Annotated in this window: 21 protein-coding genes; 5 read left to right on the top strand and 16 right to left on the bottom strand. The window is 65.1% G+C overall.

Going from position 1 to position 25,583, the window contains the following annotated elements:
- Genes addB through ACOOE1_RS18595 form a run of 7 tightly spaced genes read right to left on the bottom strand, consistent with a single transcriptional unit; the run spans window position 1 to window position 10,027 of the window.
- Window positions 1–2,997, bottom strand: coding sequence for a double-strand break repair protein AddB (gene addB / locus ACOOE1_RS18625; RefSeq protein WP_420403708.1), 2,997 nt, complete (start codon window positions 2,995–2,997; stop codon window positions 1–3).
- Window positions 2,998–3,020: 23 nt separating this feature from the next.
- Window positions 3,021–3,785, bottom strand: coding sequence for a nucleotidyltransferase family protein (locus tag ACOOE1_RS18620; RefSeq protein WP_420403707.1), 765 nt, complete (start codon window positions 3,783–3,785; stop codon window positions 3,021–3,023).
- Window positions 3,786–3,801: 16 nt separating this feature from the next.
- Entirely contained in the window at window positions 3,802–4,839 is a 1,038-nt protein-coding gene (locus ACOOE1_RS18615) for an aminoglycoside phosphotransferase family protein (RefSeq protein ID WP_420403706.1), read from the bottom strand.
- Entirely contained in the window at window positions 4,832–5,368 is a 537-nt protein-coding gene (gene tsaE, locus ACOOE1_RS18610; protein WP_420403705.1) for a tRNA (adenosine(37)-N6)-threonylcarbamoyltransferase complex ATPase subunit type 1 TsaE, read from the bottom strand. Before tsaE ends, ACOOE1_RS18615 begins: the two co-directional genes overlap by 8 nt.
- The gene (locus ACOOE1_RS18605) at window positions 5,365–7,854 is read right to left on the bottom strand and encodes a PAS-domain containing protein (RefSeq protein WP_420403704.1); all 2,490 of its coding nucleotides are present in this window, start codon (window positions 7,852–7,854) and stop codon (window positions 5,365–5,367) included. The genes tsaE and ACOOE1_RS18605 overlap by 4 nt, the downstream gene beginning before the upstream one ends.
- A gap of 52 nt (window positions 7,855–7,906) precedes the next feature.
- Window positions 7,907–8,587 (bottom strand): hypothetical protein, encoded by a 681-nt coding sequence (locus ACOOE1_RS18600; protein ID WP_420403703.1) that lies wholly within the window; start codon window positions 8,585–8,587, stop codon window positions 7,907–7,909.
- An 18-nt stretch (window positions 8,588–8,605) separates the two neighbouring features.
- Entirely contained in the window at window positions 8,606–10,027 is a 1,422-nt protein-coding gene (locus ACOOE1_RS18595) for a pyridoxal phosphate-dependent decarboxylase family protein (RefSeq protein ID WP_420403702.1), read from the bottom strand.
- Window positions 10,028–10,317: 290 nt separating this feature from the next.
- Between ACOOE1_RS18595 and ACOOE1_RS18590 the strand changes: the two genes are divergently transcribed.
- Complete coding sequence (locus ACOOE1_RS18590; protein ID WP_420403701.1) at window positions 10,318–10,785, top strand: PAS domain-containing protein; 468 nt, start codon at window positions 10,318–10,320, stop codon at window positions 10,783–10,785.
- Between the two features lie 43 nt (window positions 10,786–10,828).
- Here the strand turns inward: ACOOE1_RS18590 and queG are convergent, their stop codons facing one another.
- From queG to ACOOE1_RS18570, 4 genes are read right to left on the bottom strand one after another with little or no spacing between them, the layout of a single operon-like run.
- Complete coding sequence (gene queG, locus ACOOE1_RS18585) at window positions 10,829–11,950, bottom strand: tRNA epoxyqueuosine(34) reductase QueG (RefSeq protein ID WP_420403700.1); 1,122 nt, start codon at window positions 11,948–11,950, stop codon at window positions 10,829–10,831.
- 10 nt (window positions 11,951–11,960) lie between these two features.
- Window positions 11,961–13,085: a tRNA guanosine(34) transglycosylase Tgt gene (gene tgt, locus ACOOE1_RS18580; RefSeq protein ID WP_420403699.1), complete on the bottom strand. Its 1,125-nt coding sequence runs from the start codon at window positions 13,083–13,085 to the stop codon at window positions 11,961–11,963.
- The gene (gene queA, locus ACOOE1_RS18575; RefSeq protein WP_420403698.1) at window positions 13,082–14,125 is read right to left on the bottom strand and encodes a tRNA preQ1(34) S-adenosylmethionine ribosyltransferase-isomerase QueA; all 1,044 of its coding nucleotides are present in this window, start codon (window positions 14,123–14,125) and stop codon (window positions 13,082–13,084) included. Before queA ends, tgt begins: the two co-directional genes overlap by 4 nt.
- 8 nt (window positions 14,126–14,133) lie before the next feature.
- Window positions 14,134–14,709, bottom strand: a complete 576-nt coding sequence (locus tag ACOOE1_RS18570) for a queuosine precursor transporter (protein ID WP_420403697.1) — start codon at window positions 14,707–14,709, stop codon at window positions 14,134–14,136.
- Between the two features lie 797 nt (window positions 14,710–15,506).
- On the opposite strand from ACOOE1_RS18570, the gene ACOOE1_RS18565 reads away from it, so the two are divergent.
- The gene (locus ACOOE1_RS18565) at window positions 15,507–15,719 is read left to right on the top strand and encodes an RSP_7527 family protein (RefSeq protein WP_420403696.1); all 213 of its coding nucleotides are present in this window, start codon (window positions 15,507–15,509) and stop codon (window positions 15,717–15,719) included.
- 30 nt (window positions 15,720–15,749) lie between these two features.
- Here the strand turns inward: ACOOE1_RS18565 and ACOOE1_RS18560 are convergent, their stop codons facing one another.
- Both ACOOE1_RS18560 and ACOOE1_RS18555 read right to left on the bottom strand, forming a co-directional pair.
- Complete coding sequence (locus ACOOE1_RS18560) at window positions 15,750–17,294, bottom strand: benzoate-CoA ligase family protein (protein ID WP_420403695.1); 1,545 nt, start codon at window positions 17,292–17,294, stop codon at window positions 15,750–15,752.
- Window positions 17,295–17,392: 98 nt separating this feature from the next.
- On the bottom strand, window positions 17,393–17,857 hold the full coding sequence (locus tag ACOOE1_RS18555; protein WP_420403694.1) for a flavodoxin domain-containing protein: 465 nt from the start codon (window positions 17,855–17,857) through the stop codon (window positions 17,393–17,395).
- 161 nt (window positions 17,858–18,018) lie between these two features.
- Here ACOOE1_RS18555 and ACOOE1_RS18550 point away from each other — a divergent pair, with 161 nt between their 5' ends.
- Entirely contained in the window at window positions 18,019–18,918 is a 900-nt protein-coding gene (locus ACOOE1_RS18550) for a helix-turn-helix transcriptional regulator (RefSeq protein ID WP_420403693.1), read from the top strand.
- On the opposite strand, the gene amrS is transcribed toward ACOOE1_RS18550, so the two are convergent.
- Window positions 18,915–20,060 carry an AmmeMemoRadiSam system radical SAM enzyme gene (amrS, locus tag ACOOE1_RS18545; protein WP_420403692.1) on the bottom strand — a complete coding sequence of 382 codons (1,146 nt, stop codon included), beginning with the start codon at window positions 20,058–20,060 and terminating at the stop codon, window positions 18,915–18,917. The genes ACOOE1_RS18550 and amrS overlap by 4 nt on opposite strands.
- Window positions 20,061–20,145: 85 nt before the next feature.
- Here amrS and ACOOE1_RS18540 point away from each other — a divergent pair, with 85 nt between their 5' ends.
- Both ACOOE1_RS18540 and amrB read left to right on the top strand, forming a co-directional pair.
- Window positions 20,146–21,084, top strand: coding sequence for an AEC family transporter (locus tag ACOOE1_RS18540; protein WP_420403691.1), 939 nt, complete (start codon window positions 20,146–20,148; stop codon window positions 21,082–21,084).
- 47 nt (window positions 21,085–21,131) lie between these two features.
- Window positions 21,132–22,547, top strand: coding sequence for an AmmeMemoRadiSam system protein B (amrB, locus tag ACOOE1_RS18535; protein ID WP_420403690.1), 1,416 nt, complete (start codon window positions 21,132–21,134; stop codon window positions 22,545–22,547).
- 7 nt (window positions 22,548–22,554) lie between these two features.
- On the opposite strand, the gene ACOOE1_RS18530 is transcribed toward amrB, so the two are convergent.
- Window positions 22,555–23,871: an adenylate/guanylate cyclase domain-containing protein gene (locus ACOOE1_RS18530; protein ID WP_420403689.1), complete on the bottom strand. Its 1,317-nt coding sequence runs from the start codon at window positions 23,869–23,871 to the stop codon at window positions 22,555–22,557.
- 61 nt (window positions 23,872–23,932) lie between these two features.
- Entirely contained in the window at window positions 23,933–25,510 is a 1,578-nt protein-coding gene (locus tag ACOOE1_RS18525) for a gamma-glutamyltransferase (RefSeq protein WP_420403688.1), read from the bottom strand.
- Window positions 25,511–25,583 lie beyond the last annotated feature (73 nt).

Genomic DNA, 25,583 nt, shown 5'->3' with positions numbered 1-25,583 from the left:
TCAGTCAGGCTCCCCGCCGGCGGACCATTCCTTCACCCGCGCCAGATGTTCGTAGTCGGAATATCGCGGCGCATAATCCGGCGCCGGGCGGGATCGGTAGGGCGTTTCCGGATCGTCGAAGGTTCTGATGAGATTGAGCAGACCGTCCTCGGCCTCGCTGACGAGTGTCTCGACGGCCGTCTTGATCCCCTTGCGCTCGCCCGCCGGATCGCCGCCGCTGAGCCGCCAGTACTCGAGCGCCTCGACCGCGCCTTCCGGCACGCCCTCAAACCCGCCCATGGAGAGGATGAGAGCCTCTAGCGGAAGCTGCGGCGAGTACCCGGCCGTGACCTGGCTTTCCGTCGGCGGCGTGCCGGTCTTGAAATCAATGATCGCGAAACCGCCATCCGCCAGCCGCTCGATCCGGTCCGCCTCGCAATTCAGATCCACCGGGTCCCCCAGCCCGCGCACGGTGACGTTCCCCTTCTTCTCCGTCCAGATCTCGGCAAGGCCCGCACGGCGGCCCTGTTCGGTCGCGACGAACCATTCGGCGATGCGCTCGAATCGCGGCCACCAGAAGGCCTGCACGGAGGGATGCGCCATCTCCCGCGCAAACTCGGCGCGCCCGATCTCGATCAGGCGCCGCACTGCTCCGGGCGGGATGTCCCTTGGGAACTCCTCGGTGAAAAGCTCCAGCGCCCGGTGGATCATCGTCCCCCGGTCCGCCGCGCCCGGATCGGCGTCGAGCGGGTCGAGCGCCCGCAGACCGAGGATGCGTTTGGCGTAGATCGCGTAGGGATCCCGGACCCAGGTCTCGATCTCGGTGACGGAGAAGCGCCGCGGACGGGCGACGAGCGGCGGACGCGGGGTCGGCGGTTTCACCGGTTCGACCTTGCGCGGCATATCAAGCGCCTGCTGCCAGTACGGATAGTCCGCCACGGACAGTCGCACCTTGTCGGTCAGCTTCAGCGCCCGGAGCACCGTCTCCAGCCGCAGCCACCAGCGCGAGGCGACGGTCGGCGCACCCTCGACCCGTTCCGCCCGGGTCAGGACCACCTCGGGTGCCGACGCCGCCATCTGGAAATCGTGCGCGGAAAGCCCGATCCGGCGCTCCGGCGCCGGCAGGCCGAACTCGGCGCGCATCGGCCTGCTCATCCAGGGGTCCGCGCCCGGATCTGGCGGCCAGGTACCCTCGTTCAGTCCGCCGAGGATCATCAGGTCATATTGTTGCAAACGGCCTTCCAGGGGGCCGAGAATGGCGAGGCGCGGATGGGCGCCGTAGCGCGGCCGATGCACCCGGCCGGCCAGCAAAGCCTCGAGCAGGGAGAGATAGTCACGCCCCTCGATGGCCGGGAAGTCGCGGGCGGATTCGGCAAGCTCTGCAAGGAAGTTGGCGGCGTCCTCGCCCGCCTCCCCGGCCCAGAGCCGCTTGTCGCCGCATTCCTCGTCGGTTGCGGCCAGAGTTTCCGCCAGAGCGTTGTGGGCGGAGAGCAGGTCGATCAGCGAGATCCCGTCGCTCCGCAGCAGGGCGGAAAACGCCTCGACCGGCTCCGCAAGCCGTTCGATCCAGGCCCGCATGTCGTTCAGTTCGTCACCCGCGAAGGCCACGCCGGCCGCGGCAAGCAGGCCGTCGGGCCCCGGCGCCGGACGGGGTCCACGCAACACCGTCCGTTCGAGCGTGCGGACCCTCCGTCGGAACCGCGGCTGCGTCATGCCGCCGGCAGCCAGCGGATGTTTCAGGGCGGCGAGCAGCGGCACCGGGGCGCAGGCCTCGGCCGCCATGTCCGCCGTTGCCAACCAGAAGGTCATCGGCAGGGTTGCGGCGAGCGGCTGGCCAGCGGAATCGTCGACCTCGACCTCCCAGCGCCGGAGCGCCGCCTTCACCCGGCGGGCGAGCACCCGGTCCGGCGTGACCAGCGCGGCGGTGCGGGTCTGGTCCTCCAGCGCCGCGCGCAGCAGCAGGGCGATGGTCTCCGCCTCCTCGTGATGGCTCGGACAGCTCAGCACCGAGAGGCCTTCAGTGCCAAGCGTCAGTAGATCCTGATCGGTCTCCGCGAGGCGCCGCCAGGCTTCCGTTGTCTCGGCCGGGCGCAGCACCTCCTGGATAAGCCGGGCACGGGCGGCGCGGGTCGACCGGGCGCCGGCGGCGGGCCAATGCTGGACATCCTCCCGCGTCTTGCCGAGACGCCGCAACAGGAGCGCGAGATTGTGCTGGGCATGGCCGCTATCGCCCTCGATCGCATTCCATGTCGCGGCATCGGCCTCCCGGTCGAGGCCAGGCAGGACGACGGAACCGCGCGGCAGGTCGAGCACGGCGCCCATCAGACGCGCCGTCGCCGGGATGCTGCCGGTGGAGCCGGCGACGATCACCGGATCCTCCGGCGGACTAGCGGCCCAGAGCGCGGCCAGGCGGTCAACCAGCGCCGCGTGTCGGAGCGGCGCTTCCATCGCGCCCTCCTCCGCCAGCATGGCCGGCCAGAACTCGGTCGCAATGGAGAGGAATTCCAATACCTCCTGCCAGTGCGCCGCATAGCGTTCGCGCGCGAGGCCCGCGAGCCCCTCGTAGCTGACCTGTTCGGTATGGACCTGGTCGAGGAAGCGGGCGAGTTCGCCCGCCAGCAACGCCGCGTGATCGACCCCGGCGGCATGAATCGCCGCCCCGCCGTCCTTGCGGTCGAGGAAGCGCTGAACGAGCTGGGTCAGGAGCAGTTGACGACGAAGCCCCGGAACGGCCGGCGGAAGATCGCCCGCAGCGGCGGCGCCGTCGAGCCCGCCGAAGGCACCTTCGTCATCGTCGATATCGCCGACCGGGCGCAGCGATGGAAGCAGCATCGGCCGTCCGTTGCCGAGGCGCAGAAAACTGTCGCGCAGGGTGCGGACGGCACGGCGGGTCGGCAGCAGCACGGACATCCGTACCAGCACCATCGGGTCCTCGCCGGCCTCCTGCCAGAGGCCCCGCGCCAGCGTATCGGCGAAGCCGTCCGTCGCCGCGATGGCATAGAGCCCGCCGATCCCCATGGAGCCTCCCCTGGTGGCGGATCTCAGAAGAAGGGCACGTCCGGGACGTGGCCCTGGGCATAGAGATGCCGCGCCGTCTCGAGATCCTCTTTGGTACTGATATGATACCAGAGCCCGTCATGCAGGGCACCGTAGAGCCGTCCGGCTTCCTCGGCCTTGTCGTAGAGCCGGTTGAGCGAGAAGGCTCCTTCCGGTGCTCCTTCGAAGAGCCGCGGCTGCAGGATGGAGGCGCCCATATAGGCGTAGGGCGCCACGCGGCGCTCCTCGCGCCGCATCAGGCGGCCTTCCGGATCCATGGTGAAGTCGCCATAGCCATGCCAGCCGGGCACGCGCGAAAAGGGATGCATCAGCAGCAGCGCATCCATCGCCTTTCCGTCCCAGGCTTCGGCCAGCCGCGCCAGGGTCGGCTTCATGGCATCGACCCAGAGACTGTCACCGTTGATCACGAAGAACGGCGCATCGCCGAGCAGCGGCAGGGCCTTGAGAACCCCACCCCCGGTCTCCAGCAACTCTTCTTCCCGGCTGAAGACAAGCTCGACATCCTTGCGGTCATCGAGATGTTTCTCGATCTGCTCGCCAAGATGGAAGGTGTTCACCACCGCCTTCCTAACCCCCACGGCGACCAGCCGGTCGAGGATGTGATCGATCAGCGCCTTGCCATCGACCTCGACAAGCGGTTTCGGCGTCTCGTCGGTCAGCGGCGCCAGGCGCGTCCCCTTTCCCGCCGCGAGGATCATGGCGGTCTCAGGGATCGTTACCTTCTTCGTCTTCAATCTGGTGAGCAGCATGTCGGTCGGGTGTTCCTCAAGGCGCGCGACCGCCGGGCGGCGGCGTCACGCGATAATCGTCTGGCACGTGTTTTTCGATCCAATCCCGCACCGGCGCAAGAGCGTCATCGGAGAAATTCTCCATCGTGAGACGCCAGAGACGCGGAATATGCCCGAGGTAGCCGTGGTTTCCGTAAAGCACGGACTGCCGTGCGAAGATTCCGAACACCTTCAACGCCCTCTGCGTTCCAAGGACGCGGTAGGACCGCATGAATGCGTCCCTGTCACCGATTTCCGGCACGGCTTCGAGATAGCGCTCCATGACCTCGCTGACGATTTCCGGCGGAATATCCCGCCGGCTGTCCTGAAGCAGGGAAACGAGGTCATAACTGGCCGGTCCGGTCACCGCGTCCTGGAAATCGAGCAGTCCGCAGGCCGCAATCCCGTGCCGACCCTCCAGCACCATCATGTTGTCGACATGGAAATCGCGCAGGACGAGCACGTCCCGGCCGCAGCGGGCGGAGGGCAGAACCTCGCGCCAGGCGGCGATATAGGCCTCACGAGCATCGTCGTCGACGGGGAGACCGACACCTGGCCGGAGATACCAGTCGACGAAGAGCAGGGTCTCCTGCAGCAGCTTCGCATCATCGTAGGACGGCAGCCGGTCTCGGATCGGTCTGACGTCGCGGCTTGCCAGATCTGCGAGCAGGTCTCCCGCCAGGCTATAAAGCGCGCGTTCCTGGTAGCCGGCGGTGAGTGCGCGTGTGTAGGTCATGTCGCCGAGATCCTCGAGCAGCAGGAATCCCGATTCCCTGTCGCTGGCAAGGATCCCGGGAACGCTATAGCCGAAGTCTTCCAGGATCTCCGCAACCTCGACGAAGGGGCGAACGTCCTCTTTCTCGGGCGGTGCATCCATGACGATCGCGCGCTGCCCGTCCGGCCTGCTAAGGCGGAAATAGCGCCGGAAGGAGGCATCGGCTGCGAGGGCGGACTCCATTGCGCCGGACCAGCCGGCCTCGTCCCAGAAAGCCCGGCGCGCGCGGGCCCGGGGCCCCGATACGATAGTGTCACTCATTCGTCCAAACGACCTCAAACCCGGCTTCCGCAAAGGCATCCGCAAATCCCGGCCGCATGCGCTCGGGAAGCGAGAGCGCGACCAGGCGATCGCCGTCTTCCGCCGGACCTCCTTCGCATATCTCGAAATGGAGCGCCACCGCTTCCGGCGGAGCGAAGGTTCCGAGACGTTCCGGCCATTCGACAAGGCATATGGCGGTCTCGAACGCCTCGTCCAGGCCGAGTTCGAGGACCTCGTCCGGGTCGCCGATCCGGTAGAGATCGGCATGCCAAATCTCGACCTCCTGCCCGCCCTTATCGACGGGACCGTATTGCTGCACCAGGGTAAAGGTCGGGCTTGGCACCTCTTCATCCTGTCCGAGGAGATAGCGGATGAAGGCGCGGGCGAAGGTGGACTTACCGGCGCCGAGCCCGCCCGAGAGAAGGAAACAGCAGCCGGGCATGGCGAGATCGGCACAGATCCAGGCGAGTGCCTCGGTGTTTTCCAGCCCGTCGAGATGGAGGCCGGCGGCAACGTGTGCTTCGGTCACAGGGAGAGCTCGTTGGCAAAGGTCGGATTGGCGTCCGGCACCACGGCATAGCGCGGCATCCGGCATTTGATGGACAGGCCGTCTCCGTCCACCGGCTCGAGCGACAGGCTACCGCCATGCAGTTCGACGAGTCGCCGGACGAGCGGAAGGGCGAGATCCGGCCCTTGAGCCCGGCCGCCGCGCTCCACACCGGAGAAGACCTCGAACAGCATGCTGCGCATTTCCTCCGGCACCCCGGCGCCGCCTTCCAGAATCACAAACTCCACGTTCTCGGCATCCGCGCGCACCTTCAGCGTGATCCGGCCTTCGGCCTCGGTAAATTGCACGGCACTGGAAACGAGATTGAACAGGATCTGCCGCAACCGGCGGTCGTCCGCCTCTATCGTGTCGACGCTGTCGTCGATGTCGACATGGATCTGGATATTCTGGGACCGGGCCCGTTCCTCGATCAGGGACACGGCCGCCGTCGCCACCTCTCGGACATCGAGCTCCTTCGGGTCAAGCGTGAGATAGCCGGCCTCGATCGAGGCAAGGTCGATGATGTTGCCGATCAGCGACGACAGTCGACCGGAAGACTCGAGAATGGCCTTGATATACTCGCTCTGCCGTTCGCTGACCTCGCCGACATAACCGCTGACGAGCATTTCGGCGAACCCGATGATCGCGTTGAGCGGTGTGCGCAACTCGTAGGACACATTGGCGATGAACTCGCTCTTGAGGCGATCGGCCGTTTCCAGAGCCTCGTTCCGGTCCTGCAGGGCCCGTTGCACATTGAGCGTGTCGGTGACATCCAGGAAGTTCACCAGGGTGGCGCCGTCCGGCAGGGGGACAAAGGAGTATTCGAGTGCCGTTCCGTCCGGCCGCTCGGTGCGGCCATGTTCGACGGACCGGTCAGCGAAACGGGCGGCGAATTCCTGCTTGTAGTCCTCCCAGACGGCTTCCTCCACCGTCGGGAACAGGGGCCGCATCGCCTCCAGGACATCAGAGACGTGCAGCGACTGCTCGTGAAAATCCTCGTCGAGATCCCACATCCGGATGAAGGTCGGATTTGAAAGCGTCATCCGCCCGTCCGCGCCGAGCACCACGACCCCCTCGGCGAGGTTGTCGATGGTCTCCCGCTGCACCTCGTTCAGAGTGTTGTAGCTCCGCTCCAGCGCCAGGCGGTCGGTCACATCCTCGAAGGTCAGGAAGAGACCGCCGAAGGGATGCGGCATGACGACCATGCGCAAGGTGCGGTCGTCGGGCAGGAAGAAAAAGTCCTCGAGCGGATCGATCAGGCGCGTGAAGAGTCCATTCCAGTGATCCCGATAGGCACGGAAGTCCGACTGTTCGGGAAGCCGCCGCAATTCCCGAAGCAGTTCCAGGAATTCCGTTATCGTCGGGTCGGCATCGAGTTTAGCCGGTTCGACCTCCCAGAGATTGGCGAAGGCACTGTTGAAGAATTTCAGCCGCTTGTCCGGTCCAAAGATCGCGATCGCGGTCGAGAGCCCCTCGAGCACGTCTTCATGAGCCGCGATATGCCGGGCGATCTCCGCCTGCGACTCTTCAAGCGCCGTGACGTCGATGCCCCAGCCGACCGTGCCGCGCCCGCCGGCGCTGGGCGCCTCGGTCACCTCGAACAGGCGGCGCTCACCGTCGACGACAATGAAGCGGCTTTCCGAGAACGGCGCGCCCAGTCTGCGGGCCCGGCGCGATGTGTCGCGCGCCGGCTCGGAATCGAGGTCGATCACGTCGGCGGCAATGTTGGCGAAACGGATTCGCATGTCCTCGTCCCGCTGCCAGAACGGAATCGTCTGCAGGTTGACGGCGGCGAGCAGATCCTCTGTCTTGCGGCGCCATTTGCGGGCCTCGTCTTCCGCCGCAGAGCGCTCGCCGGCCAACTCGGAAACATCGACGATCGAGACCGCCGCGCGCGGTTGCGCTCCGAACCCTGCATCGATCGGAACCCCGGTAATGCGCACAATGCGGGCCCCGTTGCGGATTCCGCTCTCAAAGCTGAAGGCCTTACCATTCGCCATGAGCCTGGAAACCGCTGTCACCAGCCTGGAACCGGAACCGTCCGACAACATCGCGGCGATCGCGTCGATCGAATTCAGGCTGTCGGCTTCGGCCCGCAGCAGGGAAGCTACCGGAGGGCTCACATGGCGCAGCACCGATCCCTCGTCCGAGGAGTCCGACGCGACCAGACCAATGAGCCCCACCTGCGGGCTCTGCAGGGCGGTGTCGCGACCGTCTATCTGATTGGAGAGATTATCAAGTTCCGCCCGCAAACCGTTGATCCGCCGCCGGCAGATGAACCGCATCGCGGCAAGCCCGACGGCAAGCGCCAGCAAGAACGCAATGGTGACCGATGTGAGCGGGATCATGGATATGCCGTCGGAGAGACTCTCGACCACAGATCCCGCTGCACGCGCTTCCGAAACCCGGACGGCGAGCCCGCCGGACATCCCGGCGGCAGCGGTGGAAAGAATCGCGGGCCTCTTCATAATCCCACGTTACGCGTCCGTCGAGACAGGCTCAAGCAAAGACACCCTCTGCTTAACGGTTGTTCCCAAAGAGAAAACTGTAGACGGTCTGATCGAGGCCCGGTGCGGAAATCCCGGCCTCGCCGAGAATTTCGGACAATCGTTCGTTCGCATCGCGCACCGCCGCTTCGGTGGCCCCGTCGAGCAGAACCACCCATTCAGGAGTCTGCCCGGGCGGTATCGGCTTGCCCTGCGCCTTCAAGCCTGCATTGGAAACCTCGATATCGTTCTCCGCGAGACATCCGCCCAGCATTTCCGGGCGCGCGCCGAGCGATGGCAGCACCTCCTCTTCCAGCACACCGCGGAGCCGGTCCATCAGCAAGGTGTCCGGAAAGAACCGGGTCACGCCGAGCCAGCCGCTGAAGCCGTGCGTCTTGTCCACGGTGATCGAAGCGGTCAGGCGATCGAACTTGGTGAAACCCGCCATGACCTTCTGGCTCCAGGCGGTCTGCTCCGCCAGCCGCGCCATGTAGTCGGGATCCGCGAGATCAGCGACCTTGCCGGTTTCGTAACTGGCGAAATACTTCACCCGCGCATCGGGATCGACCGCCACATAGCGCCGCGCCCGATGGAACCCCGGCATCCAGACCCGCTCGTCGATATGCTCGCGATTGTACCACTCGTTGAACTCCGCCTCGTCTTCCGGAGAGACCTCGGTGAAGGTCATCAGCATGCCGGTTCCGTACAATGCCATCAGTCTTGGCTCCCTGTTTCAGCAACGCAGATTGCGGGCGATTTCCTTGACGACGTCCCATCCTTCCGCCACATGACGGCGCTCCGTATTGGTCTGACCGATGGAGAAGCGGATCGCGGCCCTGCCCCGTACCCTGTTCTGCGTGAGATAAATCCGACCGTCGTCGTTGATCCGCTGCAGCAGCGTCGCATTCAGACGATCAAGCTCCTCGCCTTCCGCCATGCGATCCGGCCGGTAGCGGAAATTGATCAATGCGAGAGAACGCGGCGCGACAATCTCGAAATCGGGCTCGGTGGAAATCCATCCCTCCAGTTCGGCGGCAAGTTCGATGTGCCGCCTGACGATCTCGCGCAATCCGCTGGCGCCGTAGGAGCGGATCACCATCCAGAGCTTCAGAGCCCGGAACCGTCGGCCGAGCGGCACGCTCCAGTCGCGGTAGTCGATGACCTGGCCCTGCTCCCGGCTTTTCAGGAACTCCGGCAATATCGACAGCGTGCGGACCAACGCATCCGGATCCTTCACGAAATGCGCCGAGCAATCGAAATTGGTCAGCATCCATTTGTGCGGATTGAAGACCAAGCTGTCGGCATACTCGATTCCATCCAGCATCCAGCGCTGTTCGGGCAAGATCCAGGCGGTACCCGCCCAGGCCGCGTCGACATGCAGGAAGATCCCGTGTCGCTCGCAAATCTCTCCGATCGCGCGCAGGGGATCTATCGCACCGACGCCCGTCGCGCCGATGGACGCGACCACGCAGATCGGCACGCAACCTGCTGCGATATCGGCCTCGATCTGCGCTTCCAGCAGATCCGGGCGAAGCGAGAAATTCTCGTCGACATCGATCGACCGGAGATTCTCCCGTCCGAGGCCGATGATTTTCACGTTCTTTTCGGTCGCGGAGTGAGTCTGGTTCGACGTGTAGACCGTCAGAAGCGGCTGCGTCGCAAGCCCCTTTTCGTTCGCTTGCCAGTCCGTCGCGCGTTCCCGCGCTGTCAGCAGCGCGCAAAGAATGGCTCCAGAGGCCGAGTCCTGGATCACACCGGTGAGCCCGCCCGGCAGCCCGGTCATCTGCCTGAGCCAGTCAAGAACCCTGGTTTCCATCTCGGTCGCGGCAGGACTGGTCTGCCAGAGCATGCATTGCGCCCCGAGGGTCGCGGTCAGCATTTCCGCCAGCACCGATGGCGGCGAGCTGTTGGCGGGGAAATAGGCAAAAAAGCGCGGATGCTGCCAGTGCGTGATTCCGGGAACCACGTCGGCTTTGAAATCCTCGAAGATTCGCTCCATCGCCTCGCCGTCTTCGGGAGGGGCGTCGGGAAGCGTGGCCGCAACTTCGCCCGGCGCGGTCTGCGCCCGGACGGGGTACTGCTCGACCGATTCCATGTAGTCGGCCATCCAGTCGACAAAGCTGTGGGCGTGGCGGCGGAATTCTTCAGGAGACATCACACGGACAAACGCAGATTTCGGATTCCGGAACACTAGCCCCGACGGCAGCGTCGCGCCACCATCCCCCGAGATACCGCTGATCGGGCAAGTTAATAATATTTTAGCAAAACGCCCCTAAAACGGGGTTCGAACGGCGGGCTGTCCATCAAGCGGGCTGTCCATCAAGCGGGCTGTCCATCAAAATGCTCGCGCATGAGGAAAACGACCGCGCAGAGTGGCGCTTGAACCGTCCGATTGCCGAGGCCTCCATCTCCTGTCCGGGGCCACTTTGGAAAGGCAGAGCCAGCATGTTGAACACCGCCTTTCTAGAGACCGCCTCCAGGACTCTTCACGAGCAGATAAACTCCAGCGCGATCAGTCTCCTCGCCTACTGGTATTCGAGCCGCCGGAACAACCTCGTCCCGGACCGGATCGCATTCAGCCCCGATGCCCTACAGAAATGGCTGGGCCATATCAGCATCTACGAGTATGTCCCTGCGCGCAGCGATTTCATCAACAGGCTCGAAGGCACCCTCATCACCGATATGACCGGGCAGGACTGGACCGGGCGATGGGCGTCGGACGTCGACCGGTCGTTCGGATCGACCTTCCTGGAAGAGCTGGAGGAGATCCGCGCGGCCGCCACGCCGTCGATCGACAGCGTGCGGATCTATCAGAAGAAATACCGTACCGCGACGAAAGTGCTCATGCCGATCGCGGAAAACGAGCGCCGCAACGCCGACCAGGTGTTCCTCGCGATGTTCCCGAACTGGTGACACGGACGCCTCTTCGCAACAACTTCCGTCTCCTCGCCCCCGACTAGGGACGAGACGTCCGCGTCTCCCACTCCCGAAGCACAGCCGGATCCTCTTCACTGCCGCGCATCTTCTCCCCGAGGGCGTGGAACGCTCGTGGCTCCATCAGACGCCCGGACGCCCAGACCGCCATCGCGCGAACGATCGGCGCCCCGTCGTGCATCAGCGCTTCGATATCCGGAAGCAGGGAGACGTCTCCGCTGTTCCCGCAGGCGATCAGCACGTTCCGCAGGAAACGGTCGCGGCCGATCCGCTTGACCGGCGAACCGCTGAATCTCGCTCGGAATGCTGTGTCATCGAGACCGAGAAACTCCGCGAGCGGTGGCAGTGCCAGATCGTGACGGGCAGCGAGAGCGGCTTCCGACGATGCTTCCGCGAACTTGTTCCAGGGACAGACCGCGAGACAATCGTCGCAGCCATAGATCCGGTTGCCCATCGCTTCCCGGAGCTCCTCCGGGATGTGGCCCTTGTGCTCGATCGTCAGATAGGAGATGCAGCGCCGCGCGTCGAGTGCATAGGGACGCGGGAAGGCATCGGTCGGGCAGATCTCGAGACAGCGGGTGCAGTTGCCGCAATGATCGCTCTCGGGAGCGTCCGGCGCCAGCGCCATGTCGGTGAAGACCTCCCCGAGAAAGACCCAGGAGCCGTGCTCGCGCGAGACCATGTTGGTGTGCTTGCCCTGCCAGCCGAGCCCAGCATTGGCGGCGAGCGGCTTTTCCAGAACCGGCGCGGTATCGACGAAGACCTTTACCTCGCAGCCATACTGCTCGACCATCCAGCGGGCGAGCCGCTTCAGGCGCTTCTTGATCAGGTCGTGATAGTCCTTGTTGCGGGCATAGACGGAAATATTGGCCCGGTCGGCCGCGGCGAGGTTTTCCATCGGGTCGTGATCAGGGCCGTAATTCTGCGTCAGCACGACGACCGAGCGCGCCTCCTGCCAGATCGCCTTTGGCGCGATGCGGCGCTCGAGATGGGTTTCCATCCATCCCATGTCGCCGTGTTCACCCTTGGAGATGAACTCGCGCAGACGCTCCTGTTCGCGCGTCCCGACCTCGGCGCGGGTGATGCCGACCGCGGAAAACCCGATGGCAATCGCCTCGTCCTTGATCCGCTGTTCCGGCTCCATACGCGCTCCGTCAGAGAGGCTCGATATCGCCCAGTGCCTGTTCGGCCCGGAAGGCGGCCGCGTGATCCTCCAGCCTTCCGGCCTCGATGGCGGAGCGGAGCCCGGCCATCACTTCCTGGAAGTAGGCGAGATTGTGCCATGTCAGAAGCATCAGGCCCAAGACCTCGCCTGCCTTGAAGAGATGGTGCAGGTAGGCCCGGGAATAACCCTTGCAGCAGGGGCAGGAGCATCCCGGGTCGAGTGGGCGCGGATCCTCGGCGTGACGGGCGTTGCGGATATTCACCGTGCCGCGCCGTGTGAAGGCCTGTCCGGTGCGCCCGCAGCGGGTCGGCAGCACGCAGTCGAACATGTCGATGCCGCGCTCGACCGCACCGACAAGATCGTCCGGTTTGCCGACTCCCATGAGGTAGCGCGGCTTGTCCTCGGGCATCGACGGCGTGGTGAAGTCGAGGGTGGAGAACATCATCTCCTGACCCTCGCCGACCGCGAGCCCGCCGACCGCGTAGCCGTCGAAGCCGATATTCGTCAGCGCCTCGATGGATTCGTGGCGCAGGTCTTCGAAGACGCTTCCCTGGACAATGCCGAACAGGCCGTAGCCGTCCCGGTCGACAAAGGCATCGCGGGAGCGCTGCGCCCAGCGCATCGAGAGCCGCATCGAGTCCGCCGACTCCGCCTTCTCCACCGGGTAGGGCGTGCATTCGTCGAAGCACATGGTGATGTTGGCATCGAGCTGGTGCTGGATCTTCATCGAACTTTCCGGCGTCAGCTCGTGCGACTTGCCGTCGACATGGCTCTGGAAGGTGACGCCCTGCTCGGTGATCTTGCGCAGCTTGGAAAGCGACATGACCTGGAAACCGCCGGAATCCGTCAGGATCGGCCCGTCCCAGTTCATGAACTTGTGCAGCCCGCCCAGCCTTTCCACCCGCTCCGCGCCCGGGCGCAGCATCAGGTGGTAGGTGTTACCGAGCAGGATCTCCGCCCCCGTCGCCTTCACCGAGTCCGGCAGCATGCACTTGACGGTCGCGGCGGTCCCTACCGGCATGAAGGCCGGCGTCTCGATCGTGCCATGCGCCGTCGTCAGGCGCCCGCGCCGCGCCCGCCCGTCCTTGGTGATAAGCTCGTATCCGAGTGTCATGTCGCGCCGTCCGTGCGTTTCAGAAGACAGGCATCGCCGTAGGAGAAGAAGCGGTACCCCGCCTCCTTGGCATGTTCGTAGGCATCGAGGATCCGCTCCCGCCCGGCCAGCGCCGAGACCAGCATCAGCAAGGTCGATTTCGGCAGGTGGAAGTTGGTCAGCAGCATGTCGACGATCTTGAAGCGGTAACCCGGAGTGATGAAGAGGCCGGTCTCGCCGGAAAAGGCCGGGAGCGTCCCGTCTTCCCGCGCCGCGCTTTCGAGCAGGCGGAGACTGGTGGTACCGACGGCGATCACGCGGCCGCCCGCGGCGCGCGCCCGGTTGATCCGCTCCGCCGCCTCGGCGGAGATCTCGCCCCACTCGAAATGCATCTTGTGATCGTCGGTATCCTCTACCTTCACCGGCATGAAGGTACCGGCACCGACATGCAGGGTCAGGGAACAACGCTCGACACCGGCGGCGTCGATCCGCCGGATCAGCCGGTCGGTGAAATGCAGTCCGGCGGTCGGGGCCGCGACCGCGCCATCGCGGGCGGCGAACATGGTCTGATAGGAGGCATCGTCGTCGACGCTCTCCTCCTCGTCCCGCTTGATGTAGGGCGGCAAGGGCATGGAGCCGACCCGTTTCAGGGTCTCGATCAGCGCGGCACCGGTCTCGGGGAAGCGGAAGACGGTCTCGCCGCCGTCGCGCTTCTCGATCACCTCGGCATCCAGCTCCCCTTCGAAGAGGACCTTGTCACCAACGCGACAGCGCTTCGCCGGGCGTACGAAGGCGGCCCAGGAGCCGTCCAGTTCCGCCTTGTGCAGTGTCGCCTCGATCCGTGCTTCCCCACGGCGGCCGACCAACCGGGCCGGGATCACGCGGGTGTCGTTGTAGACGAGAATGTCGCCCGGCCGCAGCAGGTCCGGGAAGTCGGCGACCGAACGATCGGCGATCCCGTCGCCCGAAAGGTCGAGCAGCCGCGCACTGTCCCGCGGCTCTGCGGGGCGGGTCGCGATGAAATGCTGCGGCAACGCGTAATCGAAAAGATCGACGTGCATGGCCCCCGTTACCCGGCGGCATCCGCAGCCGGCTCGTCCCGCTGGAAACGCTGCGGCAGGACGGCGATGAAGGCGCGGAACGGCGCCAGCAACACGGCCGCCATGGCAAGCTTCGCACCGTAATCGCCGACCGCCCATGTCACCCAGGGGAGCCCGGTCGCATAGAAGGCGAGCGAGAAGAACAGCGCGGTATCGAGTGCGGACGACAGCAGCGAGGAAATCAGCGGCGCCTTCCACCAGCTCTGCCGCCGCAATTTGTCGAACACCCAGATGTCGAGCAGCTGCGCGGTCAGGAAGGCGGTGCCGGAGGCGAGCGCGATGCGTTGGTCGGCGAACCAGAGCGACAGGGCAACGCCGAGCGCGAACCCGGTATAGACGACGCTGCGGGCAGGCCCCGGACCGAAGACGCGGTTCACGAGGTCGGTGACCAGAAAGGCGATCGGGTAGGTCAGCGCGCCCCAGGTCAGCCAGTCATTGATCGGATAGTTGACCGCGATATTGGAGACCAGGACGACGATGCCCATGGCGCTCATGCCCGCTATCAAGCCGGCGCGGCTGAACAGGGCGCGTTCGGAAGTGCTCATGAATGAGCTCCTTTTCTGTTCCTGCCGGCACAGGAAGCCATGCCGGCCCGAGTGGTCCTGCCGGTGCGGGAAGCCTCACCGGCCGAACAGTGCGGCGGTTCTTAGGGCTTTTGGTGCATCTTGTCGATGCAAAACGCACCTCCGGATGGCTGCAATGCGGCCGATCGCCGTCCGGAATTCGTTCCATCACGCAATGGCGGTCCGCCATGGCGAATTCCGTCGCGCAACGACTGTTCGCATTTCAGGAATGAACTGACCAATTGTTCCGTGACACAACGCCTGCACCGCCAGAAAAATTCTCTTTCCGAATTTATTGCGTCCGTTTAGGAATTAATTTGATGATTAATTCGTTAATTCACTTCGCCAAAGGAACGATTATCTTCGCATCATCACCGGTTCATGGAGATGAGAGATGACCCGATCCCAGCTAAGAACTCCGACTGACGCCGAAATCGCCGCCGGTATTGCCGCCGGCAAGCGCGAGCGCTCCGATGCATTCTGGGCGGCATTCTCCGGTCTTGTCGCACACGTCCGGAAACACTTCGAATGGCGCGAAAACATGAGCCGGCTCGCAATAAACGGACGCTGCCCGGACTGCAGTTGCTAGGTGTCGATAACGCCTCGAGCACCCATGCGAATCAAGAATGCTTTATACCTGAAACATTCCGATTTTGCATGCCACATTTGCTGCAACGCAATATGGATGCCGGGAGCCGCATCGGATAGTTTCCGATCGTGGGAAACGCAGAAGCCAAGCAGGAACAATAATCCGGGCGCCTTTAGATAGGAGCACAGAGATGACTGCGAAGAGCCCAATTATTCTACGCCAATCCATCGATCCACTCGAAATCGAACGGTACATGGCCGCCGGCCGGGCCGAACGGTCCAAGGCTGTCCACAATGCCCTGAAGGCCGTTGGCCGCGGGATCGCGACACTGTTCGACCTGCATGCCGCAATGCAGAAAAAAGTCAGCTTCGAGCCGACCGTCAAGGTCGCTCCGAAGCACTGACCTGGGACACCGGCCCGGGGAACCGCCGGATCAGGCGGTTTCCCGGAGCTTGAAGCGCTGGATCTTTCCCGTCGCCGTCTTCGGCAGGGTATCGGTAAAGATGATCCATCGCGGATACTTGTAGGCTGCCAGATCGGCCTTCACGAAGGCTGTCAGGCTTTCCGCCAGGGAATCGCTTGCGACCACCCCTTCGGCCAGCACCACGAAGGCCTTTGGCTTGATCAGGCCGTCATGGTCGGGATGGCCGACAACAGCCGCTTCCAGTACCGCTTCGTGCTTGAGCAGCGCCCCCTCGACCTCGAAGGGCGACACGTAGATCCCGCCGACCTTCATCATGTCGTCATTGCGGCCGCAATAGGTATAGACGCCGTTCTTGTCCGCGACATACTTGTCGCCGGTCCGCGTCCAGGGTCCGCGGAAGGTATCGACGCTCTTGGCGCGCTGGTTCCAGTACATGATCGCCGAGGTCGGTCCAGCGACCTCCAGAATCCCCAATTCGCCTGGTTTGCAGAGCCCGCCCTCGTCATTGACAAGCCGGAGTTCGTATCCCGGCACCGCCTTGCCCGAGCTTCCCGGATAAACCTCGCCGATCCGGTTCGAGAGGAAGATGTGCAGCATCTCGGTGCTGCCGAGCCCGTCGAGAATCTCCGGCCCGACACGCTTGCGCCAGCGGTTCAGCAATTCCTCCGGCAACGCCTCTCCCGCCGACACGCAGAGCCGCAGCGCATGTTCGCCCTGCCCTGGCAGGTCATTGGAGGCCAGCAGCATGCCGTAAAGCGTCGGGACGCCGAAGAAGATGGTCGGCTTGCGCTCCCGCAGGATGCGCGAGACCGAGGCCGGGTCCGGCGGTCCTTCGAGCAGGATCGTCGTCGCCCCGACGGCGAAGGGAAAGGTCAATGCATTGCCAAGTCCGTAGGCGAAAAACAATTTCGCGGCGGAATAGACCGTGTCGCTCTCCGAGATCCCGAGAGTCGGGATGGCATAGAGATCGGCCGTCTCGATCAGGTGCGAGTGCAGGTGCACGGCACCTTTCGGCATCCCCGTCGTGCCGGAGGTATAGAGCCAGAAGCACATGTCGTCCGGCACCGTCTCGGCCGGTGCAGTGTCGTCGCCGGGGGTGGCGAGGAAGTCGGCGAAGGAAATCTGCCCGTCGGCATCGGCGCCCGAGACGACGACATGGCGCGGAGCGTTCGCCTCGGCCAGAACGCCGTCCTTCAGATTGGCGGAAACGAACAGGGCTTCGGCGCGGGAATCCGAGAGAATGAAGGCATAGTCGCGCGGCGAGAGCCGGGTATTCACCGGTACCGGGATCACCCCGGCCCTGATCGCGCCGAGAAAGGCGGTCGGAAAATCGATCGTGTCGTGCAGGGCGAGAACAACGCGCTGCTCGCGCCGGATGCCGGCGGCCCGGAGCGCATTGGCGAACCGGTCAACCCGGTCCGAGAGCTGCTGATAGGTGTGGCTGCCGCTGCCGTCGATGACGGCGACCTTGTTCCCGCGCCCGGCCCTCAGATTGCGGCCGATCAGATCCTCGGCCGCGTTGTAGAAACGCGCCGCCCCGGCGTCCTGCGCCATATGTCCCTCCCGGTTCGGCCTTCCTCGAGGCCATGACATGCTGGGCGCCGTTTCCCGGCGCTCCGTTTCTTGAAACTCTTGAATGCCGCCCGAGGAGATCAGGCGGCCGCCCTGGCCTCCATGGCGGAGATCCAGCCCTCGATCCACTCGATCGCCTCGTCCTCGGCAAGATTGCCGGAATTCGCGTCGTGGATATGCCGTTCGATCATCCGCTCGGCGCCACATTCGGCGAGGATCGCGTCGAACTTCTGGCCGGCGAAATTGAAGGTGTCCTCGTAGGTCATGTCGCCGAGCCCGAAGACCGCGAAGCTGACGCGGGACAGATCCGGCTTGCCGGCGACCAGGGCTTCGTAGAAATCCGTGCCGTTGTCCGGGATCTCGCCATATCCGTAGGTCGAGGTGCAGATGATGAACTGCCCGCCCTCGTCGAACACTTCCGGACCGAAATCGCCCATCAGCGTCGTTTCGGCATCGATGCCGCGATCCGCCAGGGTATCGACGATTTCCTGCGCGCAGAGATCCGCCGTACCGCCTTGCGTGGCAACGAGAATTTTCACCGTCATGCCTGCACCGCTCCTTCTTGCCTGGTCCGCGGATCGATAAAGTGACCTAAATCAGACACGCACTATAATTCATGTTATGACGTGGAGCAAAGAATGATAATTCAGTTAATATCCGTTTGTGACACGCCCGAGAGTGACGAGCAAAGGCCGATCCGCAGCCCATGAGGCAGAGACAGCATAGCGAGACAGTTCCACCGCGCCGCAGCGCCCTCGGGATCGAGGATTATCTCACCCGTCTCGGCGACCGCGTGCGCGCGGCCCGGGCCCGGCGCGGCATGTCGCGCAAGATCCTCGCACGCGATTCGGGCGTGTCCGAACGCTATCTCGCCCAGCTCGAGAGCGGGCGCGGCAATCCCTCGGTCGCCGTACTGCACCAGATCGCCGACGCGATGGACATGGCCGTGATGGAACTCGCCGACCCGCACGGCGGGGCCGACCCGGCCATGACGGAAGTGCTCTCCCTCCTCGCGCCGCTCGACAGCGACGAACTCACCGAAGCCGCCCGGCTGCTAGAACGGCGCTTCGCCGGTAGCAGCACCCGTGGCCGCCGTATCGCCCTGATCGGCCTGCGCGGTGCCGGCAAGACCACGCTCGGCCGCGCCCTCGCGGAAAAGCTCGGCGTGCCCTTCATCGAACTTAACCGGGTGATCGAACAGGATTACGGCGCCAGTATCGGCGAACTGCTGTCGCTGTCCGGCCAGCCGGCCTTCCGGCGCTACGAAAACCGCTGCCTGAACCAGATCCTCTCCGACCATGACGAGGCGGTGATCTCCACCGGCGGCGGCATCGTCGCCAATCCCGAGACCTACACCATGCTGCTGCGCCGGGCGCACACGATCTGGCTGCAGGCGAGCCCGGAGGAGCACATGCAGCGGGTCGTCGAGCAGGGCGACATGCGGCCGATGGAACAGAACCGCGAGGCGATGACCGACCTCCGCGCCATCCTGGAGGCCCGCGCCCCGCTCTATGACCGCGCCGAGGCGAGCGTCGATACGGCGGGCGAAACGCTGGAGACGAGCCTCGCGAAACTGACGGATACCGCGCGCCAGCTGATCGGTTAGGCGAAGGCCCCGATATCCACCGGCAGGCGCTTCTGCCCCCAGCTGCCCGGCTTATCCTCGATCACGCCGGCGAGCTTCGTGCCGCAACTTGTGCAGCACCCCCGCGCGTCGAGCTTCCAGTCCGAGAGCACGTACCAGTCGCGGCCGATCACCCGCTCGCCGCAGCCGCTGCAATAGGTGCTCTGCCGCCCGAGATCGTGGACATTGCCGGTATAGGCGTAACGCACCCCGTTGCGGAGCGCGATCCGCCGCGCGCGGGCGAGCGTATCGAAGGGCGTGCGTTCCTTGTCCAGCATCCGGTAGTCGGGATGGAAGGCGGAGAAATGCATCGGCACGTCGGGGCCGAGCTTCTCGACCACCCAACCGGTCATCTCGTCCAGCTCCCGCTCGCTGTCGTTCTCGCCCGGGATGATCAGGTTGGTGATCTCGAACCAGATGTCGGTCTCCTCGCGGAGATAGACCAGCGTGTCGAGCACCGGGCCGAGTTCGCTCTTGGTGACCTGTCTGTAGAAGTCTTCCGTAAAGGCCTTCAGGTCGACATTGGCAGCGTCCATGTGGCGGAAGAAGGCCGGGCGCGCCTTGTCGGTGAGGTAGCCCGCCGTCACCGCCACGTTCTTCACCCCCGCTTCCCGGCAGGCGATGGCGACGTCGTCCGCATATTCGTGGAAGATGATCGGATCGTTATAGGTGAAGGCGACGGAGCGGCAGCCGAGCTTGGCGGCGGCACGGGCGATGGTTTCCGGCTGCGCCTCGGCCTGCATCGCGTCCATCTCGCGGCTCTTCGAAATGTCGTGGTTCTGGCAGAAATTGCAGGCGAGATTGCAGCCCGCCGTCCCGAAGGACAGCACCGGCGTGCCCGGCAGGAAATGATTGAGCGGTTTCTTCTCGATCGGATCGACGCAGAAACCGGAGGAGCGGCCGTAGGTGGTGAGCACGATGCGGTCATTCTGCCGCGCCCGCACGAAGCAGAGCCCGCGCGCGCCCTCCTTCAGCTTGCAATAGCGCGGGCAGAGCTCGCACTGCACCCGCCCGTCGGGGAGCAGGCTCCAGAATTCGGTCTCGACAACCGGGCCCTTGCCGATTAGTTCGGGCGGCGCGCTCTCGGCAAGGCTTGGCGCCGCATCCGTCACAGTCTCGTTCACCAGCTCTCTCCCGGCGGGTTCGCGCCCGTCTTCCTGCCCGACTATACTCCGATCCCGCCCGTCCCGCGAAACTCTCGAGGCCCGCTTGTTCGCCACCCTGATCCTGCCCATCGCGCCGATCTTCCTGCTGATCGTGCTCGGCCATCTGCTCCGCCGCGGCGGCATTCCGAGCTTCGAGTTCTGGAACCTGAACGACAAGCTGGTCTACTGGGTGCTGTTCCCCTGCCTCTTGTTCAACAAGATCGCGACCCTCGACTTTTCCGGCGGCGAACTCGGCGAGCTGGCGATCGCGATCTATGCCGGTTTCGGCGCGGCGATCCTATTTTCGCTCCTGGTGCAGCCGCTCTTCCGCACGGAAAAGCCGCTCTGGACCTCGATCCTGCAAGGCTGCGCCCGGCACAACACCTTCATCGCGCTCGCCGTCGGCGAGCAGGTGTTTGGCGGCGAGGTGCTGGGCAAGGCGACGCTGGTGACGGCGCTGCTGATCCCGGTGACCAACATCGCCGTGGTCAGCATCATGGCTGTGACGCTGGCGAAACGGGACGGTGGCAATCTCTTCGCCGCGGTGCTGAAGGATCTCGCGCGCAACCCGCTGCTGATCGCCGTCGGCCTCGGTTTTCTCTGCAACGGTCTCGGGCTCGAGACCATTCCGGTGGTGACGAAGATGACGACGATCCTCGGCGCGGCGGCCCTGCCCATCGTGCTGCTCTGCGTCGGCGCGAATATCCGCATAAGGGCGATGGCGGCGGAGATTCGCAGCACCTTCGTCGCCGTCTTCGGCAAGATGGTGGTCTTCCCGGCCGGAATCGCGCTTGCCGGGCTTGCCATCGGACTGGAGCCGGACCTGTTCCTAGCCGCAATGCTGTTCGGCGCCTCGCCGACGGCGGCCTCCGCCTATACGCTCGCCCGGGCCATGGACGGCGACGCGCCGGCGATGGCGGGGATCGTGACGATCCAGACCGCGATCGCCTTCGTCTCGATGCCGGCGACCCTGTTGCTGGCTCAGTACATGCTTGTGCATTAGCTCTCCCGCTCGGGCCGGGCAATGCCTATATTCGAAGAATGGAACAGATGACCGAAATCGCCGGTAACGTGCGGACGCCGCATGTCGCGGGCGCCTTCTATCCGGACAGGCCGGACGCGCTGGAGAACATCGTCGCCAACTGCCTGACGACCGCCTCCGACACCCCGGTGCCGGAGGCCAAGATCGTGATCGCGCCTCATGCGGGCTACGTTTTCTCCGGCCCCATTGCCGGCACCGCCTTCAAGCCGCTCGCCAAACGCAAAGGGACGATCCGTCGCGTGGTCGTCGTCGGCCCCGCGCATCGCGTCGGTTTCCGCGGCCTCGCGACCACCAGCGCCGATGCCTGGGCGACGCCGCTCGGCACCGTCCCGGTCGCCTGGGACGCGCTCCGCGAGCTGCTCACCCAACCAAACTTCCACATCTCCGACCGGGTATTCGAGGGCGAGCACAGCCTTGAGGTCCATGTCCCCTTCCTGCAGCAGGTGCTGGGCGATTTCGAGATCGTGCCGATCCTCGTCGGCGAGACCACGCCGGCGAAAGTGGCGCGCGCTCTGGACGCGGTCTGGGGCGGGCCGGAGACGCTCATCTCGGTCTCCTCCGACCTCTCGCATTTTCTCGACTATGACAGTGCCCGCAAGCTCGACCGCGAGACCATGCGGCGCGTCGAACTGCTGAAGCTGGAAGAGATCGACGGCAAGGGCGCCTGCGGTCATCGCGCCATCGCCGGCGCCCTCACCCTCGCGCGGCGGCACGACCTGCGGATCACCGGGCTCGACACGCGTAACTCAGGCGACACGCGCGGCGGCAAGGACCGGGTGGTCGGCTACGGCGCGGCGGCGATGGAATTTGCCGGCAGCGCCCGCCTCCCGGCCTCCGACCGCGAGCAGCTGATCGAGGCGGCGCGCTTCTCGCTCCGCTTCGGCGCCGAGAATGGGCGCCCGCCGGAAGCCCAGCTCGGCCAGAACCTCTCGCCCAGCCTGACGGCGATGCGGGCCAGCTTCGTCACGGTGAACGTCGCCGGGAAGCTGCGCGGCTGCATCGGCAGCGTGATCGCGCATCAGCCCTTGCTGCTCGACGTCATCACCAACGCCTACAAGGCAGGCTTCGGCGATCCCCGTTTCCCGCCACTGACGATGGAAGAGCTGCAGAGCGCGGAGATCCACGTTTCCATCCTCTCCACCCCGCGCCCGCTCACCTTCAACGGCGAGAAGGACCTGATCGCCAGGGCGCGGCCGGATGTCGACGGGCTGATCCTGCAGGAGGGCAACAGGCGCGGCCTTTTCCTGCCGAGCGTCTGGGAAAGCCTGCCGAAATCGGAGGACTTCATCCGCAACCTGAAACGCAAGGCGGGCCTGCCGATGGATTACTGGTCCGACGGCATCCGGGTCTTCCGCTACACGACGGAAGCGTTCGGCGCACCGTTTGCGGCGGCAGCGGAAACGCCGGTCTCGGCGAAAGCCTGACCGGCTTCTAGTCCGGCGCTCCCGGCAGGGCGACGAGTTCCTTCGACCAGACAGGCAGCGGCGCTTCGAAGCCTCTGACCCGATATTCGCCGAGCGGCTTCAGCCTGTCTTCCGGCGTCGATTTCCGGGCAATGCCGGCATCTGCGAGCACCGTCGCGCCAAGGTCCTTGGCCAGCATCTCGAAGCGGGCCGCACGGTTCACCGTGTCGCCGTAGATCGTGAAGGCCTGGCGGCGGTCCGAACCGACCCGACCTGTCGCGATCGGCCCTGCGGCGAGCCCGATGCGGACGCTGAAGCCGTTCTCCTCCGCTGCCGCGAGCAGGTTCGAGGCCGCGTCGAGTGCCGCCCGTTCCGGATCCTTGATCTCAAGCGGCGTGTTGAAAGCAGCCAGCAAACCATCGCCGGTGAAGCTGATGACCACGCCCTCGCGGGCCGAGATCACGTCCGAGGCATCGGCAAGGAACGTGCCGAGCGTCTTGATCACGTCCGCCGGATCGCGCCCGTCGGCGTAATCCGTGAAATCCTGTATATCGAGCACCAGCGCCACGCCGTGACGGACCTGCGGCTTGAGCACGCCGCGATCCGCGGCAAGCCGCTCGGCGATGGTCTCAGGGACAAAGCGGCCGAAGGTCCGCACCATCTGTTCGCGGGCGATCTCCGCGGTCACCTGCGCCAGGAAGACCCGGCGGGCGCGGAACACGGCAAGGGCGAGGATGAGCGAGGCGATCAGCAGCAGGCCGGTCTCCTGGATCCGGTTGCCGTAACCGACGAAGTCCGGCGAGAGGAACACCGAAAGAAATTGTTCGGCCGTCTCTTCGGCCGGCAGGTCGCCCCAGGACAACCGCCGCTCCATGCCGGCGATGGCAATCCCGAAAGCGCTCCACCAGCCGGCAACGCCCACCAGCCCCGACCAGGCGACCAGGCGCCAGGACAATGTCAGCGAGGCCATCGCGACCATCGGGAAGAGGAAATAGATCCCGAAGGACCGGAAGGCGAGGATCTGGGGCAGTTCCGGCGCGGAATAACTGACCGGGATGAGGATGAAAAAGGCGCAGATTCCGAGGATATCGGCGGCATAGAGTACATATTTCAGCCACCAGCGCTCATGGCGGGTTCCGATCACCGCGTAGCTCGCGATCCCGATAGCGGCAAACAATCCAAGCGCAGCCATCGAGAGTGGGCTCGGACTGGCCCCCGCAAGATTCCAGCCGACGATCAGCCAGACCATACCGGCGGCGACTGCCGCGGTCCGGCACAGGATGGCCAGCTTCAGTCCCTGCCGCTCCGCGATCCTGAGGCGCGCCAGTGCCTTGCGATCAGCCATTTCCCGGTCTCCGACGGAAGTGCGGGATGCACCTCGAGGAGGGGATGTGGCGATTGGAGCCCTAGACCGCAAGCGCGCCCGCGAGCGGCGTCATCGGATGCGCCGCCGCGGAGGGACCACCCGGGCCGACCATCGCGCCGAGCGGGCAGGCATACATGATCGGATAAGTCGTCGGCGGCCAGCCTTCCACCGGCGCCACCTGCTGCAACGCGGTCATGGTCGCCGCGTCGAGACGGGCATCCGCGTAGATCGTGTCGATCGCACCCAGATCGACCCGCGGCACGTCCAGAGCGGCCGCGAGGTCCATGCCGAAATCGTTCACGAAGGAGCAGAGCTGGAAAACCGCCGGCATGATCTTGCGTCCGCCGGACGCGCCGAAGCCGAACCAGGGCTTGCCGTCCCGCGTGACCACCGCCGGAACCATGTTGCAGAGCGGTTTGGTGTCCGGCTTGAGCGAGTTCGGCCGGCCCGGGCGCGGATCGAACCAGTTGATGCCGTTATTCATCATGATCCCGGTCTCCGGGAACAGGAGGCGGCTGCCGAAACGGGAAAGCAGGGTCGTCGTGATCATCACGATATTGCCCTCGGCATCCGCCGCCGCGATGTGGCTGGTGCAGCTGCGGTCGCCGTGGTCGCCCGCATGGCCGAGATTCTCCATCCGGTACTCGTAGGCGGCCTTCAGGGTCTTCGCATAGGCCGCATAGGTCGCCGCGTCCGGGGCCTTTCCGGCGAATTCCGGCAGGTCCTTCAGCGCGTCGGCAAAACTCGGCCCGGCGGTCAGGCCTGCCGGAACGTGATAGGTCGCCTCGCCCCTCGTCATCGAGATCGGCTCCTGGATCTCCGCTTCGTAGGTTTCGAGATCCGCCGTCGAGAGGGTCGAGCCAAAGCGCGCCGCGTCCCGCGCGATGCGTTCCGCGATCTTGCCGCGATAGAAGCTGTCCGCCCCGTCCCGCGCCAGTTCTTCGAGCGTCTCGGCGAGCTTGCCCATCGGAATGAATTTCGGTGCGGGGTCGGCATTCATCGCCGGCGGACAGCCGTTCGGCAGCCAGATTTCCGCGCTGCTCGGATATTGCCGGAGCGCCGGCATGTCGGCACCGCACATCAGCGTCGTCCACCAGGTGACCCTGTGCCCGCGCCGCGCCAGCGCCGCCGCCGGCGTCACGACCTCGGAGAAGCTCTTGCTGCCGTATTTCTCGAGCGCGAGCGCATATCCGGCGACCGTTCCCGGCACGGCGATGGAAAGCGGCCCGTTCACATTGCGGTCCCCGACCACCGCCGGCCAACCGAACAGGTCGGCGCCGGTACCCTCGGCCAGCGGATAGCTCGCCGGATCGAGCCCTTTCGGCGATTTCATGGCGAAATCGACGACTCGGGCCGCCTTCTCCTTCGCCGAATAGAGCGTGATGAACCCGCCGCCGCCGAGGCCGCTCATCCAGGGTTCGGCGACGGTGAGCGCGAAGGCGGTGGCGATCGCCGCGTCCATGGCATTCCCGCCAGCCTGCAGCATTGCCTGTCCGACGGCGGCCGCCTCGACATTCTGTGAAGCGACCGCGCCGCGCTTCCCGGTTGCCGCGGGCTTTTCGGCGCGCCATGTCTCATAGACCCGCTCGGTGGCGGTGACGGAAGCGGGAAGGCTCATTGGAACACTCCGGGCATGGGGATTGCATGGCCGCAAGAAGCTGCGACAAGTCGAGTGTGATGGGTAGCATGTG

This window comes from Nisaea sp., assembly GCF_965216895.1.
Taxonomy (GTDB): domain Bacteria; phylum Pseudomonadota; class Alphaproteobacteria; order Thalassobaculales; family Thalassobaculaceae; genus Nisaea.
Note: the sequence above shows the minus strand (reverse complement) of the source record. Positions and strands in the feature narration are given on the sequence as shown.